This window comes from Kitasatospora sp. NPDC028055, assembly GCF_040637885.1.
Lineage (GTDB): Bacteria > Actinomycetota > Actinomycetes > Streptomycetales > Streptomycetaceae > Kitasatospora.
Map to the genome: position 1 here is coordinate 37,534 of NZ_JBEZXE010000015.1, position 24,980 is coordinate 62,513.

At 74.2% G+C, this 24,980-nt stretch carries 24 protein-coding genes; 12 read left to right on the plus strand and 12 right to left on the minus strand.

The features are described 5' to 3' along the window. Nucleotide 1 precedes the first annotated feature (1 nt). Nucleotides 2-877 carry an alpha/beta hydrolase gene (locus AB0F71_RS17645; RefSeq protein WP_360234551.1) on the minus strand — a complete coding sequence of 292 codons (876 nt, stop codon included), beginning with the start codon at nucleotides 875-877 and terminating at the stop codon, nucleotides 2-4. 4 nt (nucleotides 878-881) lie between these two features. Beyond that, complete coding sequence (locus AB0F71_RS17650; RefSeq protein WP_360234554.1) at nucleotides 882-1,523, minus strand: dihydrofolate reductase family protein; 642 nt, start codon at nucleotides 1,521-1,523, stop codon at nucleotides 882-884. Nucleotides 1,524-1,728: 205 nt separating this feature from the next. Here AB0F71_RS17650 and AB0F71_RS17655 point away from each other — a divergent pair, with 205 nt between their 5' ends. Continuing rightward, nucleotides 1,729-2,379: an SMI1/KNR4 family protein gene (locus AB0F71_RS17655; RefSeq protein ID WP_360234557.1), complete on the plus strand. Its 651-nt coding sequence runs from the start codon at nucleotides 1,729-1,731 to the stop codon at nucleotides 2,377-2,379. A 70-nt stretch (nucleotides 2,380-2,449) separates the two neighbouring features. Here the strand turns inward: AB0F71_RS17655 and AB0F71_RS17660 are convergent, their stop codons facing one another. Next, entirely contained in the window at nucleotides 2,450-2,800 is a 351-nt protein-coding gene (locus AB0F71_RS17660) for a hypothetical protein (protein ID WP_360234560.1), read from the minus strand. 375 nt (nucleotides 2,801-3,175) lie between these two features. On the opposite strand from AB0F71_RS17660, the gene AB0F71_RS17665 reads away from it, so the two are divergent. Both AB0F71_RS17665 and AB0F71_RS17670 read left to right on the plus strand, forming a co-directional pair. Continuing rightward, nucleotides 3,176-3,958, plus strand: coding sequence for an alpha/beta hydrolase (locus tag AB0F71_RS17665; protein ID WP_360234563.1), 783 nt, complete (start codon nucleotides 3,176-3,178; stop codon nucleotides 3,956-3,958). A gap of 132 nt (nucleotides 3,959-4,090) precedes the next feature. Then, nucleotides 4,091-4,267, plus strand: a complete 177-nt coding sequence (locus tag AB0F71_RS17670; protein ID WP_360234566.1) for a hypothetical protein — start codon at nucleotides 4,091-4,093, stop codon at nucleotides 4,265-4,267. A 77-nt stretch (nucleotides 4,268-4,344) separates the two neighbouring features. Here the strand turns inward: AB0F71_RS17670 and hrpB are convergent, their stop codons facing one another. After that, on the minus strand, nucleotides 4,345-6,855 hold the full coding sequence (gene hrpB / locus AB0F71_RS17675) for an ATP-dependent helicase HrpB (protein ID WP_360234568.1): 2,511 nt from the start codon (nucleotides 6,853-6,855) through the stop codon (nucleotides 4,345-4,347). A 5-nt stretch (nucleotides 6,856-6,860) separates the two neighbouring features. Continuing rightward, nucleotides 6,861-7,757 carry a class I SAM-dependent methyltransferase gene (locus AB0F71_RS17680; protein WP_360234571.1) on the minus strand — a complete coding sequence of 299 codons (897 nt, stop codon included), beginning with the start codon at nucleotides 7,755-7,757 and terminating at the stop codon, nucleotides 6,861-6,863. A 414-nt stretch (nucleotides 7,758-8,171) separates the two neighbouring features. On the opposite strand from AB0F71_RS17680, the gene rpsA reads away from it, so the two are divergent. Together rpsA and AB0F71_RS17690 are read left to right on the plus strand one after the other, a co-directional pair. Beyond that, a complete protein-coding gene (gene rpsA, locus AB0F71_RS17685; protein WP_329928268.1) occupies nucleotides 8,172-9,662 on the plus strand; it encodes a 30S ribosomal protein S1 in 1,491 nt (496 codons plus the stop codon). A 271-nt stretch (nucleotides 9,663-9,933) separates the two neighbouring features. Next, on the plus strand, nucleotides 9,934-12,165 hold the full coding sequence (locus AB0F71_RS17690) for an MMPL family transporter (protein WP_360234574.1): 2,232 nt from the start codon (nucleotides 9,934-9,936) through the stop codon (nucleotides 12,163-12,165). 12 nt (nucleotides 12,166-12,177) lie between these two features. Here the strand turns inward: AB0F71_RS17690 and AB0F71_RS17695 are convergent, their stop codons facing one another. After that, a complete protein-coding gene (locus AB0F71_RS17695) occupies nucleotides 12,178-12,609 on the minus strand; it encodes a MarR family transcriptional regulator (protein WP_360234577.1) in 432 nt (143 codons plus the stop codon). A 62-nt stretch (nucleotides 12,610-12,671) separates the two neighbouring features. Here AB0F71_RS17695 and AB0F71_RS17700 point away from each other — a divergent pair, with 62 nt between their 5' ends. From AB0F71_RS17700 to AB0F71_RS17710, 3 genes are all read left to right on the plus strand, one after another. Next, a complete protein-coding gene (locus tag AB0F71_RS17700) occupies nucleotides 12,672-13,313 on the plus strand; it encodes an MBL fold metallo-hydrolase (protein WP_360234580.1) in 642 nt (213 codons plus the stop codon). A gap of 105 nt (nucleotides 13,314-13,418) precedes the next feature. Further along, nucleotides 13,419-14,018, plus strand: a complete 600-nt coding sequence (coaE, locus tag AB0F71_RS17705) for a dephospho-CoA kinase (RefSeq protein ID WP_360234583.1) — start codon at nucleotides 13,419-13,421, stop codon at nucleotides 14,016-14,018. A 164-nt stretch (nucleotides 14,019-14,182) separates the two neighbouring features. Then, the gene (locus AB0F71_RS17710; RefSeq protein WP_360234586.1) at nucleotides 14,183-14,722 is read left to right on the plus strand and encodes a GNAT family N-acetyltransferase; all 540 of its coding nucleotides are present in this window, start codon (nucleotides 14,183-14,185) and stop codon (nucleotides 14,720-14,722) included. Nucleotides 14,723-14,768: 46 nt separating this feature from the next. Here AB0F71_RS17710 and AB0F71_RS17715 read toward each other — a convergent pair whose 3' ends face one another. Next, on the minus strand, nucleotides 14,769-15,497 hold the full coding sequence (locus AB0F71_RS17715; RefSeq protein ID WP_360234589.1) for a hypothetical protein: 729 nt from the start codon (nucleotides 15,495-15,497) through the stop codon (nucleotides 14,769-14,771). Nucleotides 15,498-15,576: 79 nt separating this feature from the next. Between AB0F71_RS17715 and AB0F71_RS17720 the strand changes: the two genes are divergently transcribed. Next, a complete protein-coding gene (locus tag AB0F71_RS17720; protein ID WP_360234897.1) occupies nucleotides 15,577-16,458 on the plus strand; it encodes a LysR family transcriptional regulator in 882 nt (293 codons plus the stop codon). 72 nt (nucleotides 16,459-16,530) lie between these two features. Here AB0F71_RS17720 and AB0F71_RS17725 read toward each other — a convergent pair whose 3' ends face one another. Then, nucleotides 16,531-17,400, minus strand: coding sequence for an alpha/beta hydrolase (locus AB0F71_RS17725; protein ID WP_360234592.1), 870 nt, complete (start codon nucleotides 17,398-17,400; stop codon nucleotides 16,531-16,533). Nucleotides 17,401-17,506: 106 nt separating this feature from the next. On the opposite strand from AB0F71_RS17725, the gene AB0F71_RS17730 reads away from it, so the two are divergent. Together AB0F71_RS17730 and AB0F71_RS17735 are read left to right on the plus strand one after the other, a co-directional pair. Beyond that, nucleotides 17,507-18,496: a DUF5937 family protein gene (locus AB0F71_RS17730; protein WP_360234595.1), complete on the plus strand. Its 990-nt coding sequence runs from the start codon at nucleotides 17,507-17,509 to the stop codon at nucleotides 18,494-18,496. A gap of 178 nt (nucleotides 18,497-18,674) precedes the next feature. Further along, nucleotides 18,675-19,229, plus strand: a complete 555-nt coding sequence (locus AB0F71_RS17735) for a hypothetical protein (RefSeq protein WP_360234597.1) — start codon at nucleotides 18,675-18,677, stop codon at nucleotides 19,227-19,229. Nucleotides 19,230-19,307: 78 nt separating this feature from the next. Here the strand turns inward: AB0F71_RS17735 and AB0F71_RS17740 are convergent, their stop codons facing one another. From AB0F71_RS17740 to AB0F71_RS17755, 4 genes are all read right to left on the minus strand, one after another. After that, on the minus strand, nucleotides 19,308-20,111 hold the full coding sequence (locus AB0F71_RS17740; protein ID WP_360234600.1) for a hypothetical protein: 804 nt from the start codon (nucleotides 20,109-20,111) through the stop codon (nucleotides 19,308-19,310). Nucleotides 20,112-20,693: 582 nt separating this feature from the next. Continuing rightward, nucleotides 20,694-21,959, minus strand: a complete 1,266-nt coding sequence (locus tag AB0F71_RS17745; RefSeq protein ID WP_360234603.1) for an alpha/beta hydrolase-fold protein — start codon at nucleotides 21,957-21,959, stop codon at nucleotides 20,694-20,696. Nucleotides 21,960-22,180: 221 nt separating this feature from the next. Then, nucleotides 22,181-23,101, minus strand: a complete 921-nt coding sequence (locus AB0F71_RS17750) for an aminoglycoside phosphotransferase family protein (RefSeq protein WP_360234606.1) — start codon at nucleotides 23,099-23,101, stop codon at nucleotides 22,181-22,183. A 39-nt stretch (nucleotides 23,102-23,140) separates the two neighbouring features. Further along, nucleotides 23,141-23,998, minus strand: a complete 858-nt coding sequence (locus AB0F71_RS17755) for a helix-turn-helix transcriptional regulator (RefSeq protein WP_360234609.1) — start codon at nucleotides 23,996-23,998, stop codon at nucleotides 23,141-23,143. A gap of 171 nt (nucleotides 23,999-24,169) precedes the next feature. Between AB0F71_RS17755 and AB0F71_RS17760 the strand changes: the two genes are divergently transcribed. Further along, nucleotides 24,170-24,946, plus strand: coding sequence for an SDR family oxidoreductase (locus AB0F71_RS17760; RefSeq protein WP_360234612.1), 777 nt, complete (start codon nucleotides 24,170-24,172; stop codon nucleotides 24,944-24,946). The last annotated feature ends 34 nt before the right edge of the window (nucleotides 24,947-24,980 follow it).

Sequence of the window (24,980 nt, forward strand, 5' to 3'; positions counted from 1 at the left end):
CTCACCCCGGTCCGAGCGCGAGCATCGCTCCGGCGACCTCGCCGACCGCCGCGTCGGGGATCGCGGTGGCGGCCTGCGGGAGGACGAGCAGCCGGGCCCCGGGGATCTCGCGGGCGAGCGCCTCGCCGTTGCCGACGGGGAAGAACGGGTCGCGGCGGCCGTGGACGACGAGCGTGGGGACCCGGATCCCGGGCAGGCGCTCGCGCCAGCGGGGTGCGCAGTCGAGCCGGGAGAACACCAGGCCCAGCTGGTTGGCCAGCTGGACCGGGGGAGCGGTGCCGGGCGTACGGTCCCAGATGCGCGTGGCGGTCGCTCGTGCGGTGTCGGGGTCGTTGCCGAGGATCTCCGCGCCGGCGGCGGCGAACTCCGCCACCGCCGTGCGGCTGCTCCAGTCCGGCGCCGGACGGGCGAACAGCCGGCTCATCGTCGCCGGGTCGTGGCCGGGGAGGTCGTCGTCGGGCGGGCCGGGGGCGACCGCGCGGGTGCCGACCAGGGTGAGGGCGCAGAACGCCCCCGGGTGGTCGAGCGCGGCCACCTGGGCGACCATCCCGCCGACACCGATCCCCGCGAGGTGCGCGGGGCTCCCGCCGCCGAGCGCGCCGGCCAGGGCGGCGGCGTCGGCGGCGAGGTCACGCAGGGTGTAGGCGGGCGCCTGCGGATCCACCGTCGTCGACGCCCCGCTGTCGCGCAGGTCGTAGCGCACCACCCGGCGCCCGCCGGCCGCGAGGCGCGCGCAGAGCGCGTCGGGCCAGGACAGCATCGTCGGCCCGCCCGCGAGCAGGACCAGCGGCGCGTCGGCGGCACCGAACGACTCGGTGCCCGAGACCACCCCGTTGACGTGCACGGCGGTGTGGACGGTGGCGTGGACGGCGGTCATCGGGTCACCGGGCCCCGTCGTCCCCGAGACCGCGGTCGGGCAGGCTCATGTCGCCCGTCCTGGGCGTGCCCTCGGCGAGCCCGTACCGCAGGTAGACGGTGCCCTGCGGGCCGGCCGCCGGGGGTTCGAGGAGCGTGAGGTTCGTGGGCACCGCGCCCTCCTCGAAGACCTTCTTCCCGACGCCGAGCACGATCGGGTGCACCCACAGGTCGAGGCGGTCGAAGAGCTTCTCGCGCAGGAGGCTCTGCACCAGGTTCAGGCTGCCGACGACCTTCACGTTCTCGTGCCGGTCGCGGAGCTCGCGCACCGCGCCGGCCAGGTCCGGGCCCAGCTGGGTGGAGTCGGCCCACGAGAGGTCGGTCGTGCCCCGGGAGGCCACGTACTTCGGGACGCGGTTGAACAGCTCGGCGATCTCGCCCTCCTTCTGGTGCGGCCAGTAGGAGGCGAAGAGGTCGTAGGTGCGCCGGCCGAGCAGCAGCGCGTCCGTGCCCTGGTAGGCGGCGAGGATCTGCGCCCCGGTGACCTCGTTCAGCAGGGGCGCCTGCCAGCCGCCGTACGGGAACCCCTCCGGGTCCTCGTCGGGGCCGCCGGGCGCCTGCCCGACGAGGTCGAGGGTCGCGAACAGTTCGATCTGGATGAGGCCCATGTCTGCACTCCCGATGAGCTGGGTCGGTCGGAGGGACCGGTCGGTCCCGTCGAGATGTAGACCGGTCGGCGCCGGAAAACTCATCGGCGCGCCGACACCCGGTTTCCGGACTCGCCGACCACCCCGTCCGGCGGTAGCCCGTCCGGGCACCGGAAGTCGGCCGGGCCGACTTCCGATGTCGGTCCGGTGCGGCAGACTTCCGGCCATGAGCAGCGCCGATCACGACGTCCCGACCTCCTGGAGCCGCATCGACGCCTGGCTCGCCGCGCACACCCGACGAGGCCCGGTGAGATCGGCCGGACCAGCGGGACCGGCGGGCTCGGCGGGACCGGCGACGGACGCGGCCCGGCTGGACGCGTTCGAGGCGGACCTCGGCCTGCCGCTGCCCGCCGACCTGCGGGCCTGGTGGCTGCTGCCCGAGGTCGCCGCCGGTCACTGGATCCCGGGCGAGTTCGCCCCGGTCCCGCTGGGCGAGGCTCTGGAGACCCACGAGACCTGGCTGCTGGTCGCGGCGCAGGAGGGCGACTCCTTCGACGGGAACGGCCGGCCCGAGAGCCGCTACCAGCGGGAGTTCATGCCGATCGCGTTGGACCCCGGCGGCGACGGACTGATCGTCGACCTGCGCCCCGGGGATACCCGGGGCGCGGTGTTCCGCTGGGACCATGAGACCTGGATCCTGGACGTTCCCCAGTGGGCCTCGGTGGCCTCGATGCTCCAGGACGTCGCCCAGGCGCTGGAGGCCGGGACGCCGGTGCTGCTCGGCCACGCGGCCCTCGGCGGCTCCCAGGCACCCGGCACCGCGACGGTCGACGCCGTAGGCGATCTCACCTGGGAGCCCACCACGGCGGGCCGTTGACGCGCTGGGCCCGGTACCCGTCGGCGGGGTCGACTTCCTGCGCCCAGCTGGTCCTCGTGGCTTCCGGTGGTCAGGGGGCGGAGTCGATGCGGACCGAGCCGATCGAGGTCGGCGGGTTGAAGAACAGGGGGCTCCGGCCCTGCCGGATCACGTTGCCGGTGCAGTTGCGGTACTGGAAGACGGTGGCGCTGCCGTTGCCCGCCCGGTTCCCCACGGCGATGCTCTGGATGTGGGTGGTCAGCGAGGGGTTGACGCACTGCCCGACCGTCACCTGCCGGGAGCTGACGGTGGTGCCGTCGTCGATCTGCAAGGACGTGGGGCCGGCGGAGGCCGCCGTGGTGGCGGTCGCGAGGACGGTCGCCAGGGCGATCGATCCGATGGTGCCGCCGGTGCGGACGAGCCGGGACGGGGAGACGCGCATAGGGGTGCCCTTCCTCGCGGGATCGTGCGGGATCGTGCGGGCCCGGGGGAGGGCCCGGTGCCACCTTGACCGAGGGCGGTCACGGCTGTCCCTAGGTTGGCCGGAAGTTCCCCCGAAAGAGCAACCGGCCCTGCGGAGTTGAGGGCGGCGCAGGAAGTCGACCCCGCCGACTTCCGGTGCGTACGGGCAAAAAAGGGGTTGGGGGATGATCGCCGGGGCTGGTAGCTTCCAAGCGACCGTGCAACCGCCCGAGGAGGTGAGACCCATGACCGCTGGACCCATATGGGTGCTCCCCCGCTCGTCACGGTCGGGCGATTGACGTAGGTGTCGCCGGGAGCGCCTCGACAGCCAGGCACTCCCGAAAGGCAACACCTCATGGACTCTGCACACTTCACCGCTCAGTCGTCCTCGAACGGCATTCTCGAGCGCGACTTCACCCTCGGCACCGCCCCCGGCGTCCCCGGTGTCCTCTGGTCCCCGGCCTCCGGCGCGGCCGACCGCGCGCCCCTGGTCCTGATGGCCCACGGCGGCGGCAACCACAAGAAGCACCCGGCGATGTCCGGCCGCGCCCGACTCCTGGTGGCCGGCTGCGGCTTCCACGTCGCCGTCATCGACGCGCCCGGCCACGGCGACCGGCCGCGCACGGCACACGACGAGGCGGAGATCGCCGCCCTGTACGCGGCCCGGGCGGCGGGCGAGCCGGAGGGCCCGATCGTCGTGCGCTACAACGACCACCTGGCGGAGCAGGCCGTACCCGAGTACCGGGCGCTGCTGGACGCCCTCCAGGAGCTCCCGGAGATCGGCGCCGACGGGCCGGTCGGCTTCTGGGGCATCAACATGGGCACCGCGATCGGCATCCCCTTCGTGGCGGGCGAACCCAGGATCTCCGCCGCCGTCTTCGGCCAGCACTGGCCGGACACCCTGGCCGAGCAGGCGAGGCGGATCACCGTCCCGGTCGAGTTCGACCTCCAGTGGGACGACGAGCACATCACGCGCGAGGAGGGCCTCGCGCTGTTCGACGCCTTCGCCTCGAAGGAGAAGTCCCTGCACGTGAACTCCGGCAGGCACAAGGACCTTCCCCGCTTCGAGGCCGACAGCGCGGCCCGCTTCTTCGCCCGACACCTCGGCCGCCCCACCACCCCCACCCCGCAGGCCTGACCACCCCGGTCGCGGCGCATGGCGCCCGGCGCGGGAAGTCGACGGGGCCGACTTCCCGCGCTCCGGGCGGGCCTCCCGAGGAGCGGCCCGATCGGGTACGGTGCGAACGGGAAGTGGGGAGGGAGGTCGACAATGAAGCGACCAGGGTACGTAGTTGCGGTGGTGCTCGACATCGTGCTGCTGGTCGGGCTGATCCAGGGATGGCTGCCCGCCAGCTCCGAGGGCTTCCGGCAGTTCCTGATCCTCTTCACCACCGTGGTCCTGGCGTTCGTCCTCTTCTCCGCGATCCGGCCGGGCCCGCGCGACTGACCGCACCCGCCCGGGTCGGTGGCTCCGTAGGGTGGTGACCTGCCGCCGGGGGGCGCCGACGCCGCGCCGGGCGGCCGTCAGTTCCGCGGTTTGGTACGCCGGGTGGGCTCGGCCGTGGTGGGGTCCTCGGGCCAGGGGTGGCGCGGGTAGCGGCCTCGTAGCTCGGCGCGGACGGCGCGGTAGCCGTCGCGCCAGAAGGACGCCAGGTCGCCGGTGACGGCGGCCGGGCGGCCGGCGGGGGAGAGCAGGTGGATGGTCAGCGGGACGCGGCCGGCGGCCAGGGCGGGGGTCGTGGTCCAGCCGAAGAGCTCCTGCAACTTGACTGCCAGGACGGGGCGTTCGGTGCCGTAGTCCACCCGTATCCGCGAGCCGGACGGGACGGTGATGCGCTCCGGTGCGAGTTCGTCCAGGCGGCCCGCTTCGCCGGTGGCCCAGGGCAGGAGGCGTTGGAGGGCGGCCGTGGTGTCGATCCTCGCGAGGTCGGCGCGGCGGCGGGCGCGGGAGAGTTCGGGTTCCAGCCATTCGTCGGCGCGGTCGAGCAGCGCCTCGTCGGAGACGTCGGGCCACGGGTCGCCGAGGGCGGTGTGGAGGAAGGCGAGGCGTTCGCGGAGCCCGGAGGTGAAGGTCAGCAGCTCGCTCACGCCTTCGCGGGCGAGGCCTTCCACCAGGGCGCCCCGGACGAGTGCCGGGTCGGGGCGCTTGAGGGGCTTCTCGGCGAGTTCGACGGCGCCGAGGGATTCGACCCGGCGGGCGGTGACTTCGCCTCGGCGGGTGTCCCAGTGGACTTCCTCGCGGGCGGTGACGAGCGAGGCGCCGGCCTGGAGCGCGGTGGACTCGTCCAGTGCCGCAGCGTGCAGCACCCGGGCGGAGTGCGAGCCGGCCGGGCGGTCGGCGACGGCGACGGCGAGCCAGGGGAGGGCGCCCAGCGCGGTGCCGGGGGCGAGTTCGGCGGCCGTGCCGGAGGCCATCAGGTACGGGCTGCGCTCGCCGGGGGCGGGCCGTTCGACCCGGGCGCGGGCGATGCGTTCGGGGAAGGCGAGGGCGACGACGAGGCCGACGGCGGTGGCGTCGGGCAGGGCGGTCGCGGGTTCGTCGGAGGTGGCGCGCAGCAAGCGGCGGACTTCGTCGCGCCAGCGGCCCGCGTACGGGTCCCGGGAGTCCTTCACCGCCCGCCACACCGCGCCGAGGTCGTCCCCGAGCGCACGCGGCGGTTCCTCGGAGAGCAGGGCGACCACCTCGGCGGCCCGCCGCGCGCCGACGGCCGCCGCCCCGTCGACCAGCGCGCGGCCCAGCCGTGGGTGCAGCCCCGTACGGGCGAGCCGGACGCCGCGATCCGTGGCCCGGCCGTCGGCGGAGACCGCGCCGAGGGCGGTCAGCGTCTGCCGGGCGGCGGCCATCGCGCCGGCGGGCGGGGCGTCGGGCAGGGCGAGCCCGGTGGCGTCCGGGTCGCCCCAGCAGGCCGCCTGGAGGGCGAAGGTGGTGAGGTCGGCGAGGGCGATCTCGGGGGTGGGGAAGCGGGCGGCGAGGGCGTCCTCGGCTTCGTTCCAGCAGCGGTAGACGGTGCCGGGGGCCTCGCGCCCGGCGCGGCCCGCGCGTTGGCGGGCCGCGGCGAGCGAGGCCCGTACGGTGACCAGCCCGGCCAGCCCCCGCGCGTGGTCGGTGCGCGGCTCGCGGGCGAGTCCGGCGTCGACCACGACCCGCACGCCGGGCACGGTGAGCGAGGACTCGGCGACGGCGGTGGCGAGGACGACCCGACGCCCCTGCGACGGGGTCAGCGCGGCGTCCTGGACGGCCTGCGGGGCGCGGCCGTGGAGCTGGAGCACGTCGGCCGGAACGCCGCTCAACTGCCCGGCGACCCGGGCGATCTCGCCGACCCCGGGCAGGAAGCAGAGCACGTCCCCGTCCTGCTCGCCGAGCGCCCGCCGCACCACGGCCGCGACGTGGTCGAGCAGGGCCGGATCGACCCGGGTCCCGTGCGCGGGCCGGACGGCGCGCGGCGGCGGCGCCCACACCACGTCCACCGGGTGGGACACCCCGTGCGCCGCCACCACCGGTGCGCCGCCGAGGAGTTCGGCCCAGGCCTCGGTGTCGGAGGTGGCCGAGGCGCAGACCAGCCGCAGTTCGGGCCGCAGCGCCGCCCGGACGTCGAGCAGGAAGGCGAGCGCGGTGTCGGCGTCCAGGTGCCGTTCGTGGCACTCGTCCAGGACGACCACGTCCACCCCGGGCAACTCCTGGTCGCGCTGGAGCCGTTGCAGCAGTACCCCGGTGGTGACCACCTCGACCACGGTGTCGGCGCCGACGCGCCGGTCCCCGCGCACGGTGTAGCCGACCTCGCGGCCCACGGACGAGCCGAGCAGCCAGGCCATCCGCCGGGCGGCGGCCCGGACGGCGAGCCGGCGCGGTTCGGCGACCAGCACCCGGCGCACCGGCCGGCCGTCGGCGAGCAGCCCGGCCAGAGCGAGCGGCACCAAGGTCGTCTTCCCGGTGCCGGGCGGGGCGGCGAGGACGGCCGTGCCGTCCCCGTCCAGGGCCTCGTGCAGCGCGGGGAGGGCGGTACGGACCGGGAGTTCGCGCCACGCGGGGTTCACGGGCCTCAGCCCCGCTCGGTGACGAAGATCGCCGTGCCGGGGATCAGCCGCCCGCGCAGCGGGGACCAGCCGCCCCACTCCTGCTCCAGTCCGGCCGGCCACTCGGGCTCGACCAGGTCGACCAGCCGGAAGCCCGCGGCGACGAGTTCGCGGACCCGGTCGCCCAGGGTGCGGTGGTGCTCGACGTAGGTGGCGTGGCCGTTCTCGTCCTGTTCGACGTACGGGGTGCGGTCGAAGTAGGAGGACACCGCGGTCAGGCCCTCGACGCCGGGCTCGTCGGGGAAGGCCCAGCGGATCGGGTGGGTCACCGAGAACACCCAGCGCCCGCCGGGCCGCAGCACCCGGTGCACCTCGCGCATCAGCTGCTCGGTGTCGGCGCTGAACGGGACGGCGCCGTAGGCGGAGCAGGCGAGGTCGAAGGAGGCGTCCGCGAAGGGCAGGACGGCGGCGTCGGCCTGGACGACGGCCACGGGCTCCACGCCCCGCCCGAGGTCGATCCGGCGGGAGTGCTGGAGCTGGCGGTAGGAGATGTCGAGGGCGACCGGGCGGGCGCCGCGGGCGGCCAGCCAGCGGGAGCACTGGGCGGCGCCGGCGCCGATCTCCAGCACGTCCCGGCCGGCCACGTCGCCGAGCAGGCGGGCGTCGGCCTCGTCCAGGCCCTCGGGGCACCAGGTGAAGCGGTCGTCGCCGAGGAACTCGCCGTGCTCGTCCTGGTACTCGTCGGCGTTGCGGTCCCACCAGTGCCGGCTGGCCCGGCTGCTCTCGCCGGCCCCGGCCTCGCGCCGGACCGCGTCGTCGCCGTCCTCCTCCTCGAACTCGTCGATTCCGTCGGCCCCTGCGGGAGAGGTGTCAAGATCGTGAAGGGAGGACTGGGGGGTGGTGGCCACGGTGACAATGCCCATCGCGTAGGGTATGGAGTGCGGAAGCGCCGCTGCTGCGAAACGACCCCATCGGGGCCGGGTCCTGGCGGTGGCATCCGGGGAAGGGCCCCTTCGGGCGCCACCGCGAGGTGCGCGATCGGAGGATATGGCCTGATCCGTACCAGGCTCCACCGTCTTGCCTCTTCTGGCGTTGACCGTGCCTGGCCGTCCCCGTATGCTACAAGTTGCGCTGCGGGCCTGCGCGCCTCGGACGGAGCAGGTCGCGCTCGCATCTGTCGAAGACCCCACGGTCGCAAGACGGACGCCGATTTCTCGTTGTTTACGGGATTTCCGGTGTGCCGTGCTCTTGGCTGTCCGGCTTTCGGTGGGAGCGATACGGGCCCTCCGCGTGGCATTACCTACGACTTTCATGTCCGTACCGGAGCCCTTTTCCTAATGACGAGCCCCACCGACTCCTCCCTCAGCACCACCCCGCAGGTCGCGGTCAACGACATCGGCGACGCGGAGGCGTTCCTCGCCGCCATCGACGAGACCATCAAGTACTTCAACGATGGCGACATCGTCGAGGGCGTCATCGTGAAGGTCGACCGTGACGAGGTCCTCCTCGACATCGGTTACAAGACCGAGGGCGTCATCCCGTCCCGCGAGCTCTCGATCAAGCACGACGTTGACCCGCACGAGGTCGTCGCCGTCGGTGACAACATCGAGGCCCTGGTTCTCCAGAAGGAGGACAAGGAGGGTCGTCTCATCCTGTCCAAGAAGCGCGCTCAGTACGAGCGTGCCTGGGGCACGATCGAGAAGATCAAGGAAGAGGACGGCATCGTCACCGGTACCGTCATCGAGGTCGTCAAGGGTGGTCTCATCCTCGACATCGGCCTCCGGGGCTTCCTCCCCGCCTCGCTGGTCGAGATGCGCCGCGTCCGCGACCTCCAGCCCTACGTGGGCAAGGAGCTCGAGGCCAAGATCATCGAGCTGGACAAGAACCGCAACAACGTGGTCCTGTCCCGCCGTGCCTGGCTGGAGCAGACCCAGAGCGAGGTCCGCCAGACCTTCCTCACCACCCTCCAGAAGGGTCAGGTGCGCTCCGGCGTCGTCTCCTCGATCGTCAACTTCGGTGCCTTCGTGGACCTGGGTGGCGTCGACGGCCTGGTGCACGTCTCCGAGCTGTCCTGGAAGCACATCGACCACCCGTCCGAGGTTGTCGAGGTCGGCCAGGAGGTCACCGTCGAGGTTCTCGACGTTGACATGGACCGCGAGCGCGTCTCCCTGTCGCTGAAGGCGACCCAGGAGGACCCGTGGCAGCAGTTCGCCCGTACCCACCAGATCGGCCAGGTCGTTCCGGGTAAGGTCACCAAGCTGGTTCCGTTCGGTGCGTTCGTCCGCGTGGACGAGGGCATCGAGGGCCTGGTCCACATCTCCGAGCTGGCCGAGCGCCACGTCGAGATCCCGGAGCAGGTCGTCCAGGTCGGCGACGAGATCTTCGTCAAGGTCATCGACATCGACCTCGAGCGTCGTCGCATCAGCCTGTCGCTCAAGCAGGCCAACGAGGCCCTGGGTGCCAACCCGGCCGAGGTCGAGTTCGACCCGACCCTGTACGGCATGGCCGCCTCGTACGACGACCAGGGCAACTACATCTACCCGGAGGGCTTCGACCCCGAGGCGAACGACTGGCTGCCCGGCTTCGAGAAGCAGCGTGAGGAGTGGGAGCGCCAGTACGCCGAGGCGCAGACCCGCTTCGAGCAGCACCAGGCCCAGGTCATCAAGAGCCGCGAGGCCGACGCCGAGGCCGCTGCCGAGGGTGGCGACGCCGTCGCCGCCGCTGCCGGTGGCTCGTACTCGTCCAGCAGCGACGAGGGCTCGGGCGCCCTGGCCTCCGACGAGGCCCTGGCCGCCCTGCGCGAGAAGCTGGCCGGCGGCCAGAGCTGAGGCTCTCGCCCCCCGCTAGCTGACAGCTAGGGAACGGGCCCCATCCGGATCACTCCGGGTGGGGCCCGTTTCGCGTTTCCGGCCGACGGTGTTGTGCTCTCCATCGGTTGTGTTCTCCACCCGTTTCGCGCGTCCTCCCGGGCCTTCGTTTTCCGGTTTGACTTATGTGTGGTTTATGTGAAGGGAAATGTGAGATGAGGCTCATTGCCCTGCTATAGGCCGGAGTTCGGGTTGCACCTACATTGAGTGGAGCTGCCCGAAAGGCTCCTTCATGCGCATGCGCAACCCCTCCTCCGCCGTCCCCACCGCCGTGGTCGGTGGCCGGCTCGCCGCGATCGGCCGGTTCTGTTTCCGCCACCGTCGGTGGGTGCTCGGCTTCTGGGCCGTGGTCCTCGTCGTCGGGGTGCTGATCGGCGGTCGGGTGTTCGAGGGCTCGGTGGCCGGGGCCTCCTCCGCGTCCGCCGAGGCGGACCGGGGCAGTGCGGTGGTCGCCGCGGCCGACCCGGTCAAGGGGACGCTGACCGCGGTGGTGGACGGCAGGCCGGTGGACGACCCGGTCGTCCGGGCCGCCGTGCAGAAGGCCACCGCCGAGATCGCCGCCCTGCCCGGGGTCGCCGGCGCCCAGGACCCGTACGGCTCCGGCCCGGGCGCGGCCGCGCTGCGGGCCGCCGACGGCAGGGCCGGTCTGGTCAGCGTACGGATGGCCGACACCGCGACCTCCGCGCAGACCGACGCGGCCACCCATCGGCTGGCCGCCCTGAACGGCGCGGGCGGGGCGCACGTGACCGTCGGCGGGGACCTCGTCCTCCAGCAGGAGGTCAAGAAGCAGACCGAGCAGGACACCCGCTTCGGCGAGATGGTGACCCTGCCGCTCACCCTGGTCGTCATGGTGCTGGTGTTCGGCGGCCTGGCCGCCGCCGCACTGCCGGTGATCGGCGCCGTCGCCTCGGTGGGCGGGGCGCTGCTGGCCATGTTCGGGTTCAGCCGGATCATGGACATCGACACCAGCGTGCTGCCGATCGCCACCGTGCTGGGGCTCGGGCTCTCGATCGACTACGCGCTGCTGATGGTGAATCGTTTCCGCGAGGAGCGCGGCCACGGCGCGGGCATCGCCGCCGCGGTCGAACGCACCGCCGCGACCGCCGGGCGCACCGTCGCCTTCTCCGGACTGACCGTGGCCGTCGCGCTGGCCGGCCTGTTCGTCTTCACCAGCCCGGTGCTGGGCGCGGTCGCCGCCGCCGGGGTCAGTGTGGTGGTGATCGCGGTCGCCGCCGCGCTCACCCTGATCCCCGCGCTGCTCGGCTTCGCCGGCGGCCGGATCAGGACACCGAGCGCGCCCGTTCCGGACGAGGGCTTCTTCAGCCGTACCGTGCGCCGGGTCCGCAAGCGGGCCGTGCTGGTCACCCTCGCCTGCGTGGGCGTGCTGATGGCGGCCGGGGCGCCGTTCCTGCACGCCGACATGCGCAGTTCCGGCGCCGCCGTGCTGCCCGCCTCCTCGGCCGGCCGGCAGGTCGCGGAGGCGATCGACCAGCGCTTCCCGCAGATCGCGGCCGCGCCGATCACGGTGGTGGTCGAGGGCGGGGCGCCGGTGGCGCAGGCGTACGCGGACGAGGTGGTGGCCAAGCTGCCGGGCGTCAGCGGGGTCCGGGCGGTGACGCCGGTGAGCGGGGCGGTCTCGACGGTCGACGTGCTGGTGCACGGGGACCCGCAGGGCGCCACGGCCAAGCAGGTGGTGGACGAGCTGCGGGCCGACCGGGGCGGGTTGAAGACCTACGTCACCGGTGGCGCGGCCTCGGTGGTGGACTTCCAGGACGAGCTGCTGGCGCGCGGGCCGTGGGCGCTGGGCCTGGTCGCGGCCGGGACGCTGGTGCTGCTGTTCCTGATGACCGGCTCGGTGGTGATGCCGGTCAAGGCGCTGCTGATGAACCTGCTGTCGCTGGGTGCCTCGCTCGGCGCGCTGACCCTGGTGTTCCAGGACGGCTGGTTGAGCGGGCTGCTCGGGTTCAGCTCGACGGGCGGGCTGGAGACCTTCATCCCGGTGCTGGTCTTCGCCTTCGCGTTCGGGCTGTCGATGGACTACGAGGTGTTCCTGCTCGCCCGGATCAAGGAGCTGACCGACCGCGGGCACGGCTGCGTCCGGGCGGTGGAGCTGGGCGTCCAGCGCAGCGGTCGGATCATCACCTCGGCGGCGCTGCTGATGGTGATCGTCTTCGCGGGCTTCGCGCTCGGGGACATGCTCATGGTCAAGCAGATGGGCATCGCGCTGGCCGTGGCCGTCGCGGTGGACGCCACCCTGGTGCGCTGCCTGCTGGTGCCGGCCGCGATGAGCCTGTTCGGCGAGTTCAACTGGTGGGCGCCCGCACCGCTGCGGCGGCTGCACCGGCGGTTCGGGCTGAGCGAGCACGTGGACCTGCCGGAGATCGAGCCGGCGGTCCTCCCGGCGCAGCGGCCCGCGGCCGGCGGGCCTGCCGTACCCGCGGAGCAGGACCTGGTGAAGGCCTGAGGCCTTCCGGGTTCACGCGAGGCGGTTCAGCAGGCCGACGGCGGTGCGCAGCTGCTCGCGCTCGGTGGTGCTGAGGCGGGACTCGATGGCCGTGGCGATGTGGTGCTCGCGGCGGGCGCGCTGGTCGAGCAGGGCGGTGCGGCCGGCCTCGGTGACGGCGATCAGCTGCTTGCGGCCGTCGGTGGGGTGGGGCTGCTGGGCGACCAGGCCGGCCTCGGACATCAGGGCGACGGTGCGGGCCATCGACTGGTGGCGCACCCGGCGGAGGTCGGCGAGTTCGGCGACGGTGTAGGAGCGTTCGTCGCGGACCAGCAGGCCGAGCACGGCCGCCTGGTTGGGCGGGAGCTCGTCGCTGTCGCGCAGGGTGCGGACCAGGCTGCCGAGGGCGGCGCGCAGGTCGGCGGCGAGATCCAGGGTGTCCGGGTGCGGGGCGTTGCTGGGCATGGGGGAAGTCTATCCGGAAGATGTGCAGCAAGACTGTACAGCTGTGCTGTATGGTTTCTTCCATGCGAATCACCAAGTTCGGACACGCCTGCGTACGCGTCGAGCAGGACGGGACCACGCTCGTCATAGACCCCGGAGCCTTCACCGACCCCGCCGCCCTGGCCGGGGCCGACGCCGTCCTGATCACCCACGAGCACATGGACCACTTCGAGCCGTCCCGGCTGCGCGCCGCGCTGGAGGCCGACCCGGCACTGCGGGTCTGGGCCAACCGCGAGGTCGCCGCCCAGCTGGACGGCGTCGGGCAGCGGATCACCGTCGTCGGCGAGGGCGACGCCTTCGAGATCGGCGGGGTCGGGGTCTCCGTCCACGGCGAGTGGCACGCCGAGATCCACCGGGACATCCCGCTGGTGAAGAACATCGGCTTCCTCCTCGACGGCCGGCTGTTCCACCCCGGCGACGCCTTCACCGTGCCGCCGCACGCCGTGGACACCCTGCTGCTGCCGCTCGCGGCGCCCTGGAGCAAGGCCGGCGAGGTGGTCGACTACGTCCGGGAGGCGGGCCCCCGGGTGGCGGTGCCGGTGCACGAGGCGACGCTCAGCCCGATCGGGCACATGATCGCCACCCGGCTGCTCGGGCCGGACGGGCCGGGCGCCGGTGCGGAACTGACCGTGCTGGGCGACGGCGAGAGCCTGGAGCTGGGCTGACGGTCCGACGGCCTGACGCCTCGGGCCCGGGACCGGGGCCGGGCCCGAGGCCGGGGCTTCGGGCCCGGGCTGCCGCGTCCGTAGCCGCGCCGGTAGCCTGACGCCATGCTGAAGATCGGACTGACCGGCGGGATCGGCGCGGGCAAGAGCGAGGTGTCCCGGCTGTTCGCCGCGCACGGCGCGGTGATCGTGGACTCCGACCTGATCGCCCGCGAGGTGGTCGCCCCCGGGACGGACGGCCTGGCGGCCGTGGTCGCCGAGTTCGGCCCGCAGGTGCTGCGGGAGGACGGCACGCTGGACCGGCCGGCCCTCGGGGCGGTCGTGTTCGCCGATCCGGAGAGGCTGCGGGCGCTGAACGCGATCGTCCACCCGCTGGTGCGGGCCCGCTCCGCCGAACTGGAGGCGGCGGCCGCGCCGGACGCGGTGGTGGTGCACGACGTGCCGCTGCTCGTCGAGAACGGGCTGGCGTCGCTGTTCGACCTGGTCGTGGTGATCGACGCGGACGACGAGGTGCGGCTGGACCGGCTGGTGCGGCTGCGCGGGATGGCCGAGGAGGAGGCCCGGGCCCGGATGGCCGCCCAGGCCTCGCGGGCGGACCGGCTGGCGGCCGCCGACCTGGTGATCGACAACGGCGGGCCGCTGGAGGCGCTGGCGGCGCGGGTCGACGAGGTGTGGGCGGAGCTGGTGGAGCGGGCCGCCGCGTAGGGCCGCGCCGTGGGGTCGGCCGGTCCGGTGGGCCGGACGGTCGGCGCATGAGGGGCCGGTTTCCACGCCCCCGTACCCGCGGAGCCCACCGTCCGATCATGTGACCGATCCGGTGGGCCGGAGGGGACTTGGAGGCCGGTCCGTGGGGAACGGAGCATGGAGTGATGGATGATCGATTCTCCGCTGAACCACTGACCGTCGAGCGCTTGGAGAGCTACTCCCGCGCCGAACAGGACCAGATCCTCGGCCCCGGCGAGGACCCGTACGGCGTCGCCTACACCGGGCTCACCTTCCGGCCCAAGGACGTGCACTTCGGCATCCGGGCCGCCGACGGCCGGCTCGTCGCCCACACCGGGCTGCTCCCGGTCCCGCTCACCGTCGGCGGCACCGACCTGGACGCGATCGGCGTCGGCGGCGTCTGCGTCGCCCCCGAGCGGCGCGGCGAGGGCCTGGCGCACGCCGTGGTCGGCGCCGCCGTGGACCACGGGCGCGCGCTCGGCTTCCGGTACGCGCTGCTGTTCTGCCGCCCGCCGCTGGCGGCCTTCTACCGGGGGCTCGGCTTCCGGGAGGTGGCCGAGGAGGTGACGGTCGAGCAGCCGGAGGGGCGGCTCGCGGTCATGCCGCTGCGCACCATGTGGCGGCCGCTGGCGGAGGGCGCCGGGTGGCCGGAGGGGCCGGTACGGCTGCGGTCGCTGCCGATGTGAGGGCCGATCGGCCGGGGCCACCGGGCTCCGGCGAGCTCGGGTGGGGTCAGGCGGGCGTCGCTTCGGTGCGGGCCGCGCGGGCGACGGCCGCCTGAGCCAGGGCGCGGATCATCGGGTGGGCCCGGGTGCCGTCGCCGGACAGCTCGGGCTGGAACAGCGAGGCCAGGAAGAACGGGTGCTCCGGCAGTTCGAGGATGCGGACCTCGCCGGACGTGTCCGCGCCGCTGAAACGCAGCCCGTGGGCGCGCAGCCGGTCCAGGTAGTCGGCGTTGAGGCCGTAGTTGCAGTGGTAGCGCTCCTGGGTGCCGGTGGCGCCCAGGGCGCGCTCGGCGAGGGTGCCGGGGGTGATCGCGACGGCGCCCTCGTGGCCGACCAGGGAGCAGCTGAGCGGGACGATCACCTGCTGGTCGAGGTCCGGGTCCTGTTCGCCGTGGACGGCTCCGGTGATGCCGCAGACGTTGCGGGCGAACTCCAGCACCGCGTGCTGGAACCCGGCGCAGGTGCCGAGGAAGGGGATGCCGTTCTCGCGGGCGGTCCGGATCGCGGCCAGGGCGCCCTCCTCGCTGCGGTACGGGCTGCCGGGCAGCAGCCAGACGGCGTCGAAGCCGTCGAGCGCGCCCGGGGCCCCGGCGTCCTCGGTGGGGATCCAGTAGGCGTCCAGGACCAGTTGCTCGCGTTCGGCGAGGGAGGCGAGCAGGCCGGGGATGCGGGCGTGCGAGCGGACGGCGGGGGAGCGGTCGCCGACCAGGGCGATCCGGGGGGTCAGGTAGGTCATGGGGCTATCCTGGCGCCGCATCCGAGATCAGCGCCAACGATGATTTCTTACACCCCGATCAGATCGGTTGATGACCGCAGTGGATCCGCAGCAGCTCCGCACCTTCGTCACCGTCGCCCGGCTCGCCTCCTTCTCCGAGGCGGCCCGGGACCTCGGCTACACCCAGTCCGCGGTGTCCCAGCAGATCGCCGCGCTGGAGGCCGACCTCGGCACCGCCCTGCTGGGCCGCCGCCCGGTCGCCCCGACCGCGGCCGGCCGGCGACTGCTGGAGCACGCCGCCCCGCTGCTGGTCCGGCTGGAGGCGGCGCGCGCCGATGTCGCGCGCCTGGCCGATGCCCCGAGTGCCCGGCTGGTGCTCGGCGCCACCCCACTGGCGGTCGGAGCGGCCCTGGGGCGTGCGCTCGGTGAAGTGCGCCGGGTGTTCCCGCAGGTGGAACCCGTCGTCCAGGTGCTCGCCCAGGGCGTGCTGCCCGCCCAGGTCGCGACCGGCGAGGTCGACCTCGCGCTGATCGACGGCCTGGCCGCGCCCAGCGACCCGCTGCCGCTGCCCGAGGTCGGCCCGCTGACCACCGTCGCCGTCGAGGAACAGCCGCTCGCCGTCGCCCTGCCCCTCGGACACCCGCTGGCCGACCGCCCCGGCCTCGCCCTCGCCGACCTGTCCGCCGCCCGCTGGCTGGACGCCCCCGACCTCACGCCCACCGCGGCCCGGCTGCGCGCCGCCGCCGGTACCGACGGCTTCCGGTCCGCCACCCGCTACCGCGGCACCGACCTGTACGGGCTGCTCGCGCTGGTCGCCGCCGGGCACGGACTGACCCTGCTGCCCGCGTCCGTCCTCGCCCGGACGCCCGAGGTCGCGTACGCCCTGGTCGCCGCGCCCCGGCTGGTGCACCGCACCGAACTCCTCCACGGCAGCCTGCCGGAGGGGCCGGCGGCACTGCTGGCGCGGCTGCTGGCGGGGTGAGGTCAGGCGCGGGGTGAGGCTGAGGTCGGGCGCGCGGTCGGGCTGAGGTCGGGTGCGCGGTCAGGCGCGCGGTCAGGCCGCGGTCCGTGCGTCGCTGCGGGCGAGGAAGTCCGCGACCGCGCCGGTGAGCGCCGCCGGGTCGTCCAGCCACGGGTAGTGGCCCGCGCCCGGCTGGACGGTGAGGGTGACGTCCGGGAAGAGCGAGGCCGCCGCGGCGGCCGAGGCCGCGGTGGGCCACAGGTCCACCTCCCCGGCGAGCAGCAGCACCGGGCAGCTGAGCGCGGCCAGTCGGCGGCGCAGCCCCTCGGTGTCGGGGGTGTAGCCGGCGTAGTAGTGCTCGCTGACCGGCAGGGAGCGCTGGGCCGGGTCGGCGGCGGCGTGGGCGCGGGCCGCGGCGTCCCAGCGGCCGTACATCAGCGGCTCGAAGGCGAAGCGGTGCCGGGCGGCCTCGGCGAAGGTGGTGGCGGACCGCATGCCGTCGTACGCGGCGACGGCCTCGGCGTGCCAGGGCTCGCCCGCCCGGGCGGCGATCACCTCCCGCGCGCCGGTGTCGGAGGGCAGGCCGACGGCGGCGAAGGAGGGGGTGAGCAGGGTGAGGCTGGTCAGGCGGTCGGGGTGGGCGGCCGCGTAGAGCATGGCGAGGGCGCCGCCGGCGGAGTGACCGAGCAGGTCGATCCGGTCCAGGCCGAGGTGGCGACGCAGTGCCTCGACGTCGGCGACCAGGCGGTCGACCCGGAAGCTCGTCGGGTCGGCGGGCGTCCCGGAGGCGCCGGTGCCCCGGGTGTCGGGCAGGATCAGGGTGCGGTGGGCGCTCAGGCCGCCGAGGTCGCCGAGGTACTCGGCGGCGCGGCCGGGGCCGCCGGGGAGGCAGAGCAGCGGCGGGCCGTCGCCCAGGGTGCGGAAGGCCAGGTCGGTGCCGTCGTACGAGGTGAGGAACTCCATGGCGGACAGCCTGGAGGGCCGGTGCCCGCACGGCTATCGTTCAGCCAGGACTGAATGATCGAGGGCTGAACGGTCGAGGACTGAACGATCGAGGGGCGGTGGCCGCGTGGCGGTGGAGATCCGGCTGTCGGCGGCGGAGGTCGCCCGGGTGCGGTTCGCGGTCTCCCCGCTGGCCGAGACGGTGCTCGGGCTGCGGCTGACGCTCGGGGTCGGCGGGCACGACGTGCACCGGGGGTGGGTGCGCGGGGCCCGTCCGGTGCTCGCCCGGGAGCCGGAACTGCCGCTGCTGCGGGCCCTGTTGACGGGGTGCCTGCCGTCCTTCCTGTTCCCGGTGCCGGAGTCGCGGCTGCCCTCCTTCGAGGCCGAACTGGCCGGGCTGCGGGCGACCGACCCGGCGTACACGGCGGCCGAGTGCGCCGCCGCGCTGGGCGCTGCCCGGGCGCGTGAACTGCCGGGCGCCGAAGAGCTGTTGAGCCGGGTCGCCGATGCGTTGGAGCGCTTCCACGGCGAGCTGGTCGCCCCGCACTGGGGGCGGATGCGGGCCCTGCTGGAGGCGGACCTGGGCCGCCGGGCGGTGACCCTGGTGGACCGCGGGGTGGAGGGGCTGTTCGCCGAGCTGCACGGCGATGTCGTCTGGCGGGAGGGCGAGTTGCTGGTGCACGGCCGTCGCCGTACCGGGTCGGTGTGGACGGTCGAGGCGGGCGGGCACGGCCTGGCGCTGCTGCCGTCGGTCTTCGGCTGGCCGGACGTGATCGTCGACCACTCCCCGCGCGCCGCCGCCTCGATCCGCTACCCGGCGGCCGGCGTCGGCCTGTTGTGGGAGGAGCCCCGGCCGTCCTCCGCCGGGCTGGCCGCCGTGCTGGGGCGCACCCGCGCGGAGCTGCTCGCCGTGCTCGGCGAGCCGTCGAGCACCCCGCAGCTCGCCGAGCGGCTCGGCGTCACCCCGAGTGCCGTCTCCCAGCACCTCGGCGCGCTGCGCGGCGCGGGGCTGGTGGCCACCCGGCGGAGCGGGCGCAACGCGCTGCACCTGCCGACGGCGCTGGGGGCGGTGCTGGTGGGGGAGCCGGGCGCCGTTCCGCCGGGGCCCGGGGGCTGAGGGCCGGAGCCCCCGCTCGGGGGCGGGCGGACGGGTCCGACTGCCCGGGGCCGGGCGGATGTGGAGGGGGTGGACACCACTCGTTCACGTCCCGCACCTGACGGTCGTCGCGCGGGCGGTGCTGTCATGGGCACAGTCGCCCGGCGAACGGCCGGGCCGGACCGGGAGAGCTTCCCCCATGATGCTCCGTCAGCGTCCCACCGTCATCGCCGCGGTGATCGCCCTCGCCGCCGCCGGGCTCGCCACCGGCACCGCGCAGGCCGCCACGGCCGCCCACAAGCCGGGCAAGTCCGGTGCCACGGCCGCCAGTTGTTCGCAGGCGTACCTGCCGCTGCCCGACCCGTCCTGCACCCCCGGCGCGTACAACCCGGCGGTCACCCAGGCCACCATCGGCCAGACCATCTGCGTCTCCGGCTGGACCGCCACCGTGCGCCCGCCGACCAGCTACACCAACGCGTTGAAGACCCAGCAGATCGCCCAGTACGGCTACTCGGACACCAACCTCTCGGACTACGAGGAGGACCACTTCGTCCCGCTGGAGCTCGGCGGCGACCCGCGCGACCCGCGCAACCTGTGGCCCGAGCCGCGCTACGGCACCGAGCCCGCGCAGAGCAAGGACTCGGTCGAGACCAGATTGAAGAACGCGGTGTGCGGCCACAAGGTGACCCTCGACGCCGCCCGCAGCGCGATCGCCAGTGACTGGACCACCGCGCTCAGCCGCCTGGGGCTGTGACCCCGCGGGGTTGAAGGAAGCCGCCAGGTCCGTCCGGTCCCCTGTGCCGGACGGGCCTGGCGGCGGTCTGTCGGTACGTCAGCTGCAGCCGGGGAAGGCCTCGCAGAGCGGGGCCGTCATGCCGGTGGCGACGTACTTGTCCTCGGGCGCCTTCCAGGCGTCCTTGGGCTGGGCGCCGCCCTTGGCGGTCGCCCAGACGGACAGCTCGGTGACCGCCCCGCCGCCCAGCACCACGTACTCGTGCAGGGTGGCGGTGGAGCCGTCGGGCTGCGGGGCCGTGACGGTGGCGGCGAAGTAGGGCGCGTCGGCCGCGCTGGTCACCTTGACCGTGGCGCCGGGCGCCGTCCGGGCGCAGTTCGTCACGGCCTCGACCAGCCCGCGCTTGATCGCGTTGGCGGTCTGGGCGTTGCCGCTGCTGTGGGTCGGGTCGCCCCAGAAGTCCACGGTCTGCTGGGCCGTCCAGCGGTCCCCGCCGAAGCCGACGGCGGCCTTGGCCCGCGCAGCGCCGTCGGTGTACATGTACTCGTCGCCCTTGGGCGGCGCGGCGTGGCACAGCTCCATGCCCTTGAAGCCGATCGGCCCGGTGACCGGCTTGGCGTTGGCCGCCAGCGGGGCGAAGTGGTAGGTCTCGTCCATCGGGATGCTCTTGGTGTCCGCCCAGGCCTTGGCCGGGACGCCCTTGCCCTGGTCGGCGCCGGTGGTGGGCTTGGCGGTGCCGCCGGGCTGGGCCGTGCCGGTGGCGGGCGCCGCGGTGGTCGGCGCCGCCGGGGCGGCGCTGCGGCCGCCGTCCTGGCCGCCGTTGTCCGGTCCGCAGGCGCTCAGGGCGCCCGCACAGAGCAGGGCGGCGGCGGTGACGGTGACCAGGCGGGTGCTGCTGCGCACGTGACGATCCCTCGGGTGTCCGGTGTCGTGGAGCGGGGCCGGGGCCGGCGGCGCGTCGGCCGCCCGACTCCGCCGCCCGGCCGACCCGTGAGCGCGGGCACTCGGCATGGCTGTTCCTCCCCCGTTGCTGCTGCCGTCAGGCCCCCTGGCTCCGCAGCTCACCGCAGGTCTGAGGAACGGTCAGAGCGGGTGCTGCGTCGACGGCGGACGAAACCTATGACACGGCGGCGCCGGTCGCAAAGCGGGATTCCGCCCGGCGCGCGGGCGAATGAGGCGGTTGCAGCGGACTGGTGGCGAACATGTGTGCAGCCGCGGCGGAACGTCTGTCCGGCGGGGGAGTGCCGTTCGGCCGGTCCGTGGGGGCCGGATCCCTTGGCGGGCAACGGATTCAGGGCCCCGGGGCCGGGAGCCGGCGGGTGGGCCGGGGCCGTTCGAGGCGGTGTCGGCCCGCCCCGAACGGGCTGCCGATGCCAAGGCTTCCTCCCGGCCGCCGGGCGGATGTGATCCCACCCACGGTCCGGGTCGGGGCAGGTCGCGCGGGGTGTTCGGCCCGGTGCGGCGGCGGGGTGTCCGGTAGGCCCGCTACGGCTGTGGGCGGGTGCCCGGGACGCCGAGTTGGGCGGCGAGCCAGGGGAGGGCCTGGGCGAAGGTGGCGGAGCCGGTCTGCCAGCTGTGCTTGCCGGAGCCGACGGCGGCGGTGGTGCGGATGCCGTCCTTCCTGGCGGCCGCCTCCAGGGCCTTGGCGGACTCGATCTGGGCGTGCTCCTCGTCGCCCTGCCCGAAGTAGCCGGAGACGCCCTGGTACTTGGGGTGGTGGGCGAGCACCGTCAGCGGGTCGTGGGCGGCCCAGGCCGCCGCGTCGCCGCCGTACAGCTCCTGGATGGTGTGGTCCTTGTCGCCGATGTACGGGCCCTTGTCGCCGGAGAAGTCGCCGAAGTGGGTGAAGACGTTCGGGTGCTCGACGACCAGGTCGACGGCGCAGGTGCCGCCCATCGACCAGCCGGCCACCCCCCACTTGTGGGGGTCGGTGGCGGCGTTGAAGGTCTTCTGGACGTACGGGGGGACGTCCTTGAGCAGGTGGCTCTCGGAGTTGCCGTGCGGGCCGTCCACGCACTCGGTGTCCACCCGGAAGCCGCCGGTGGCGTCGACGAAGACCAGGATCGGGGCGAAGCCGTTGTGCTTCGCGGCGAACTCGTCGGCGGTCCGCACCGCGTTGCCCGAACGGATCCAGTTGTCGGGCGCCGCGAACTCGCCGCCGATCATCTCCAGCACCGGCAGCTTCGGCCGGGTCTTGCTGCGGAACCAGGCGGGCGGCAGGTAGACCAGCTCCTGGCGGTGGGTGAAGCCGCTCGCGGTGTCCGGGATGTCGACCTGGACGATGCGGCCGGTCGTCGTCTTCCCGTGGATCGAGGAGACCTCGGCCAGGGTGATCTGGTCCGGTAGCGGCTGCCCGCTGAGTTCGCCGATCGCGTCGTCGACCGTCGGGTAGTAGCCGGTGGCGATGTTCACGCTGTTCGCGGCGCAGAACAGTGCCAGCAGGACGGTCGGCGCCACCAGCGCCCGCCGCCACCACCGCGCGCCGCGCCAGCCGAAGCCCAGGACGGCGAGCGCCGCGATCGCCACCCCGCTCCACAGCCACACCCCGAACGGGATCGGGTCGGTGATCCCGGACAGGGTGAGGACGGCGACGGCGAGCAGCGCGGTGACCGCCAGCGCCGTACCCAGCGCGATCGGCCCCCACTTGCGCTGCCACGCCCGGTCCCGCAGGCCCACCGCGGTCAGGAACAGGGCGAGGGCGGCGGCCTGGACGGTCCAGGGGAACCAGCCGTCGAGCAGCGAGACGTTCATGCGCGGAGGCTAGGGGCGGTGGATGAGAAGGGGCTGAGAGGCTGACCGTTCGCTGGTGGTTCGCTGACGATGGGCTGGGAGTGGGTTCGCGGTCAGAGGGTGTAGTCGGCGTGCGGGGTGCCGCGCTGCCAGACGGTCTCGAAGGCGCCGGAGACCAGGTCCAGCACGGCCGGGTCCTCGGAGGCTGCGTGTCGGTGCGGGCGGCGGGTGAGGGCGTCGGGTTACAGCCGGGTGCGGGCGTAGGCGGCGAGGCGGGCGAGGGCGGCGTGGGCGGGCGGGCCCCAGGTGGCCTTGCCGCCCGGGCGGCCGTGGCGGCCGGCCTCGCCGATGTGGACGCCGCCGAGGGCGCGCATGACGGCCCAGCCGCGGGCGCGGCGCAGGGTGGCCCGGTCCGGGGCCGGTCGGTAGGCCCGGTGGAAGAGCTCGGCGCCGCCGTCCGGGAGGAGGGACCAGGCGGCGGCGAGGTCGCTCGCCGGGTCGCCCGCGCAGAGTTCGCCGAAGTCGACGACGCCGCAGAGGGTGCCGTCGGCGGTGAGGACGTTGGCCGGGTGGAGGTCGCCGTGGATCCACAGGGCCGGGCCGGTCCAGTCGGGCGCGGTGACGGCGTCCTCCCAGACGGCGCGGACGGCGTCCGGGTCGGGGATCAGCCCCACGGCGGCGGCCGAGGCCAGCCCCGCGATGACGTGCTCGGCCTGGGCGGCCAGTGGCTCGCCCCGGGCGCCGGTGGGGGCGGAGGCGGGGGCGGGCCGGTGCAGGGCGCTCAGGAAGGCGGCCAGGGTTCCGGCCGCAGCGGCGGCGCGGGTGACGGGGGCGCGGTCGGCGGGCGTGCCCGGGACCCAGGTGGTGATCAACCAGGGGTGGGGGAAGCGCTCGGAGGGCTCGCCGAGGCGCCGGGGTGCCGGGATCGGCAGGGGGAGGGGCTGGGGGAGAGCGGGCAGCCAGGCGTGTTCCTTGCGCAGCAGGGCCCCTGCCGACTCCGTCTCCCAGGGCACCCGGACGGCGAGGTCCTCGCCGAGCCGCCACATCTGGTTGGTCCAGCCGAGCGCACCGAGCCGCAGCGGGAGCTCGGCCAGGTCGGGGTGCTGGTCGCGCAGGAGCTGCCGGACCAGCTCCTCGGTGATCTCGATCTCGGTACGGGGCATGGAGGGAAGGGTAGTTGGGTGCCGCGAGACGGCCTACGCCTAGGGTGCCGAAACCGTGGGCGCCGTCCAGCTGGCCAGGACCCGGAGGGACTGCGCGGTGGGGGAGTTCGGCTCGACGTTGTAGACGCACAGCGTCTGCTCCGCGTCGCCCGGCACCTGGAATGACTCGTAGGAGAAGTGCAGCTCCCCGACCAGGGGATGGTGGTAGTGCTTGGCGCCGTGGGTGCGGCGCAGCACCCGGTGGTCGTTCCACCAGCCGGTGAACTCCGGTACCTGGAGCGTGAGTTCGCCGACCAGATCGGCCAGCCGGCGGTCCTGGGGATAGCGACCCGCCTCGAACCGGAGCATGGCCACCGTTTCGGCGGCGAGCCGCTCCCAATCACCCACCGTCTCCCGGGCCTTGGGGTCCAGCAGGTAGTAGCGGGCCAGGTTGCGGCGGTTGGCGGGCAGGGCGTCGAAGTCGGTGAGGACCTCCCGGGCGAGCCGGTTGGAGGCCAGGACGTCGGTGCGTCGGCCGAGGATGAAGGCCGGGACACGGTCGAGCGTCTCCAGCATCAAGTACAGCCCCGGGCGCACCCGTTGGGCCGTGGCCGGGGCGCGGCGGGTGGCGGGCCGGGGGTCGGAGTGGAGGAGGTCGGTGAGGTGCTCCCGCTCGGTGTCGTCCAGACGCAGGGCGCGGGTGATCGCGTCGACGACCTCGGGGGACGGGTTGAGGGCCCGCCCCTGCTCCAGGCGGGTGTAGTACTCGGTGCTCACCCCGGCCAGCCTGGCCACCTCGTCCCGGCGCAGCCCGGGCACCCGGCGGACCCGCCCGTCGGCGGGCAGCCCGGCGGTCTCGGGGGTGACCCGGGCGCGGCGGGAGCGGAGGAAGCCGGCGATCTCCTTGGTGCGGTCCATGACTCCATTGTCGGTGCGGGGGCGCGGTGGCGGACGGTCCTGGGTGGCCCTGGCAGTACCTGCCTGGACAGGGCCAGCTATGGCGTCCCGAGGGGCCGGCGCGGGGGCTGTACTGGATCTGTGGCCGACCGGGAACGGCGGCCGATCCCACACCCCTGGAGCGTAAGAGCCATGTCCACGAACACCACCTCCCTTCCGCTCGCCGGCCGCGTCGCCGTCGTCACCGGGGCTTCGAGCGGCATCGGTGCGGCCTCGGCCGAGAAGCTGGCGGCGCTGGGCGCCCGGGTCGTCGTCCTGGCGCGGCGGGCGGAGCGGCTGGCCGAACTGGTCGAGCGGATCGAGAAGAACGGCGGCAGCGCGGTGGCGATCGCCGCCGACGTGACGGACGTCGAGGCGATGCAGGCCGCCGCGGCGCGGGTGGCGGCCGAGTTCGGCGGTGCCGACCTGCTGCTGAACAACGCCGGGGTCATGCTGCCCGCCCCGATCGAGGAGCTGGCGACCGCGCAGTGGAAGCAGCAGATCGACCTCAACATCACCGGCCTGATGAACGCGATCGGCGTGTTCACCCCGCAGCTGGTGAAGGCGGCCGCCGAGCGCGGCGTGGCCGACCTGATCAATACGTCGTCCATCGCGGCGCAGAACATCTTCCCGACCTTCGCGGTGTACTCCGGCACGAAGGCGTACGTCAGCCACCTGTCCCGGACGCTGCGGGCCGAGCTGGGGGCGAAGAAGGTCCGGGTGTCGGCGGTCGAGCCCGGCATCGTCGGGACGGAGCTGCAGAGCCACGTCACCGACCAGGGCGCGCTGGACTGGCTGGAGGGCGCGAAGGCCGCCATGGAGTGGCTCACCCCGGAGGACGTCGCGGAGACCGTCGGCTTCATCGCCACCCTGCCGCCCCGGGTCAACCTCCAGCAGGTCACGGTGATGCCCACCGGCCAGCCCAGCTGAGCCGCAAGCCCCTGCGATGGCGGCCCCGCGCAGC

Excerpts from the sequence above, each read along its gene's own strand:
- AB0F71_RS17645 (WP_360234551.1), bottom strand. The coding sequence starts at position 877 with ATGACCGCCGTCCACGCCACCGTCCACACCGCCGTGCACGTCAACGGG.
- AB0F71_RS17650 (WP_360234554.1), bottom strand. The coding sequence starts at position 1,523 with ATGGGCCTCATCCAGATCGAACTGTTCGCGACCCTCGACCTCGTCGGG.
- AB0F71_RS17655 (WP_360234557.1), top strand. The coding sequence starts at position 1,729 with ATGAGCAGCGCCGATCACGACGTCCCGACCTCCTGGAGCCGCATCGAC.
- AB0F71_RS17660 (WP_360234560.1), bottom strand. The coding sequence starts at position 2,800 with ATGCGCGTCTCCCCGTCCCGGCTCGTCCGCACCGGCGGCACCATCGGA.
- AB0F71_RS17665 (WP_360234563.1), top strand. The coding sequence starts at position 3,176 with ATGGACTCTGCACACTTCACCGCTCAGTCGTCCTCGAACGGCATTCTC.
- AB0F71_RS17670 (WP_360234566.1), top strand. The coding sequence starts at position 4,091 with ATGAAGCGACCAGGGTACGTAGTTGCGGTGGTGCTCGACATCGTGCTG.
- AB0F71_RS17680 (WP_360234571.1), bottom strand. The coding sequence starts at position 7,757 with ATGGGCATTGTCACCGTGGCCACCACCCCCCAGTCCTCCCTTCACGAT.
- rpsA (WP_329928268.1), top strand. The coding sequence starts at position 8,172 with ATGACGAGCCCCACCGACTCCTCCCTCAGCACCACCCCGCAGGTCGCG.
- AB0F71_RS17690 (WP_360234574.1), top strand. The coding sequence starts at position 9,934 with ATGCGCATGCGCAACCCCTCCTCCGCCGTCCCCACCGCCGTGGTCGGT.
- AB0F71_RS17695 (WP_360234577.1), bottom strand. The coding sequence starts at position 12,609 with ATGCCCAGCAACGCCCCGCACCCGGACACCCTGGATCTCGCCGCCGAC.
- AB0F71_RS17700 (WP_360234580.1), top strand. The coding sequence starts at position 12,672 with ATGCGAATCACCAAGTTCGGACACGCCTGCGTACGCGTCGAGCAGGAC.
- coaE (WP_360234583.1), top strand. The coding sequence starts at position 13,419 with ATGCTGAAGATCGGACTGACCGGCGGGATCGGCGCGGGCAAGAGCGAG.
- AB0F71_RS17710 (WP_360234586.1), top strand. The coding sequence starts at position 14,183 with ATGGATGATCGATTCTCCGCTGAACCACTGACCGTCGAGCGCTTGGAG.
- AB0F71_RS17715 (WP_360234589.1), bottom strand. The coding sequence starts at position 15,497 with ATGACCTACCTGACCCCCCGGATCGCCCTGGTCGGCGACCGCTCCCCC.
- AB0F71_RS17725 (WP_360234592.1), bottom strand. The coding sequence starts at position 17,400 with ATGGAGTTCCTCACCTCGTACGACGGCACCGACCTGGCCTTCCGCACC.
- AB0F71_RS17735 (WP_360234597.1), top strand. The coding sequence starts at position 18,675 with ATGATGCTCCGTCAGCGTCCCACCGTCATCGCCGCGGTGATCGCCCTC.
- AB0F71_RS17745 (WP_360234603.1), bottom strand. The coding sequence starts at position 21,959 with ATGAACGTCTCGCTGCTCGACGGCTGGTTCCCCTGGACCGTCCAGGCC.
- AB0F71_RS17750 (WP_360234606.1), bottom strand. The coding sequence starts at position 23,101 with ATGCCCCGTACCGAGATCGAGATCACCGAGGAGCTGGTCCGGCAGCTC.
- AB0F71_RS17755 (WP_360234609.1), bottom strand. The coding sequence starts at position 23,998 with ATGGACCGCACCAAGGAGATCGCCGGCTTCCTCCGCTCCCGCCGCGCC.
- AB0F71_RS17760 (WP_360234612.1), top strand. The coding sequence starts at position 24,170 with ATGTCCACGAACACCACCTCCCTTCCGCTCGCCGGCCGCGTCGCCGTC.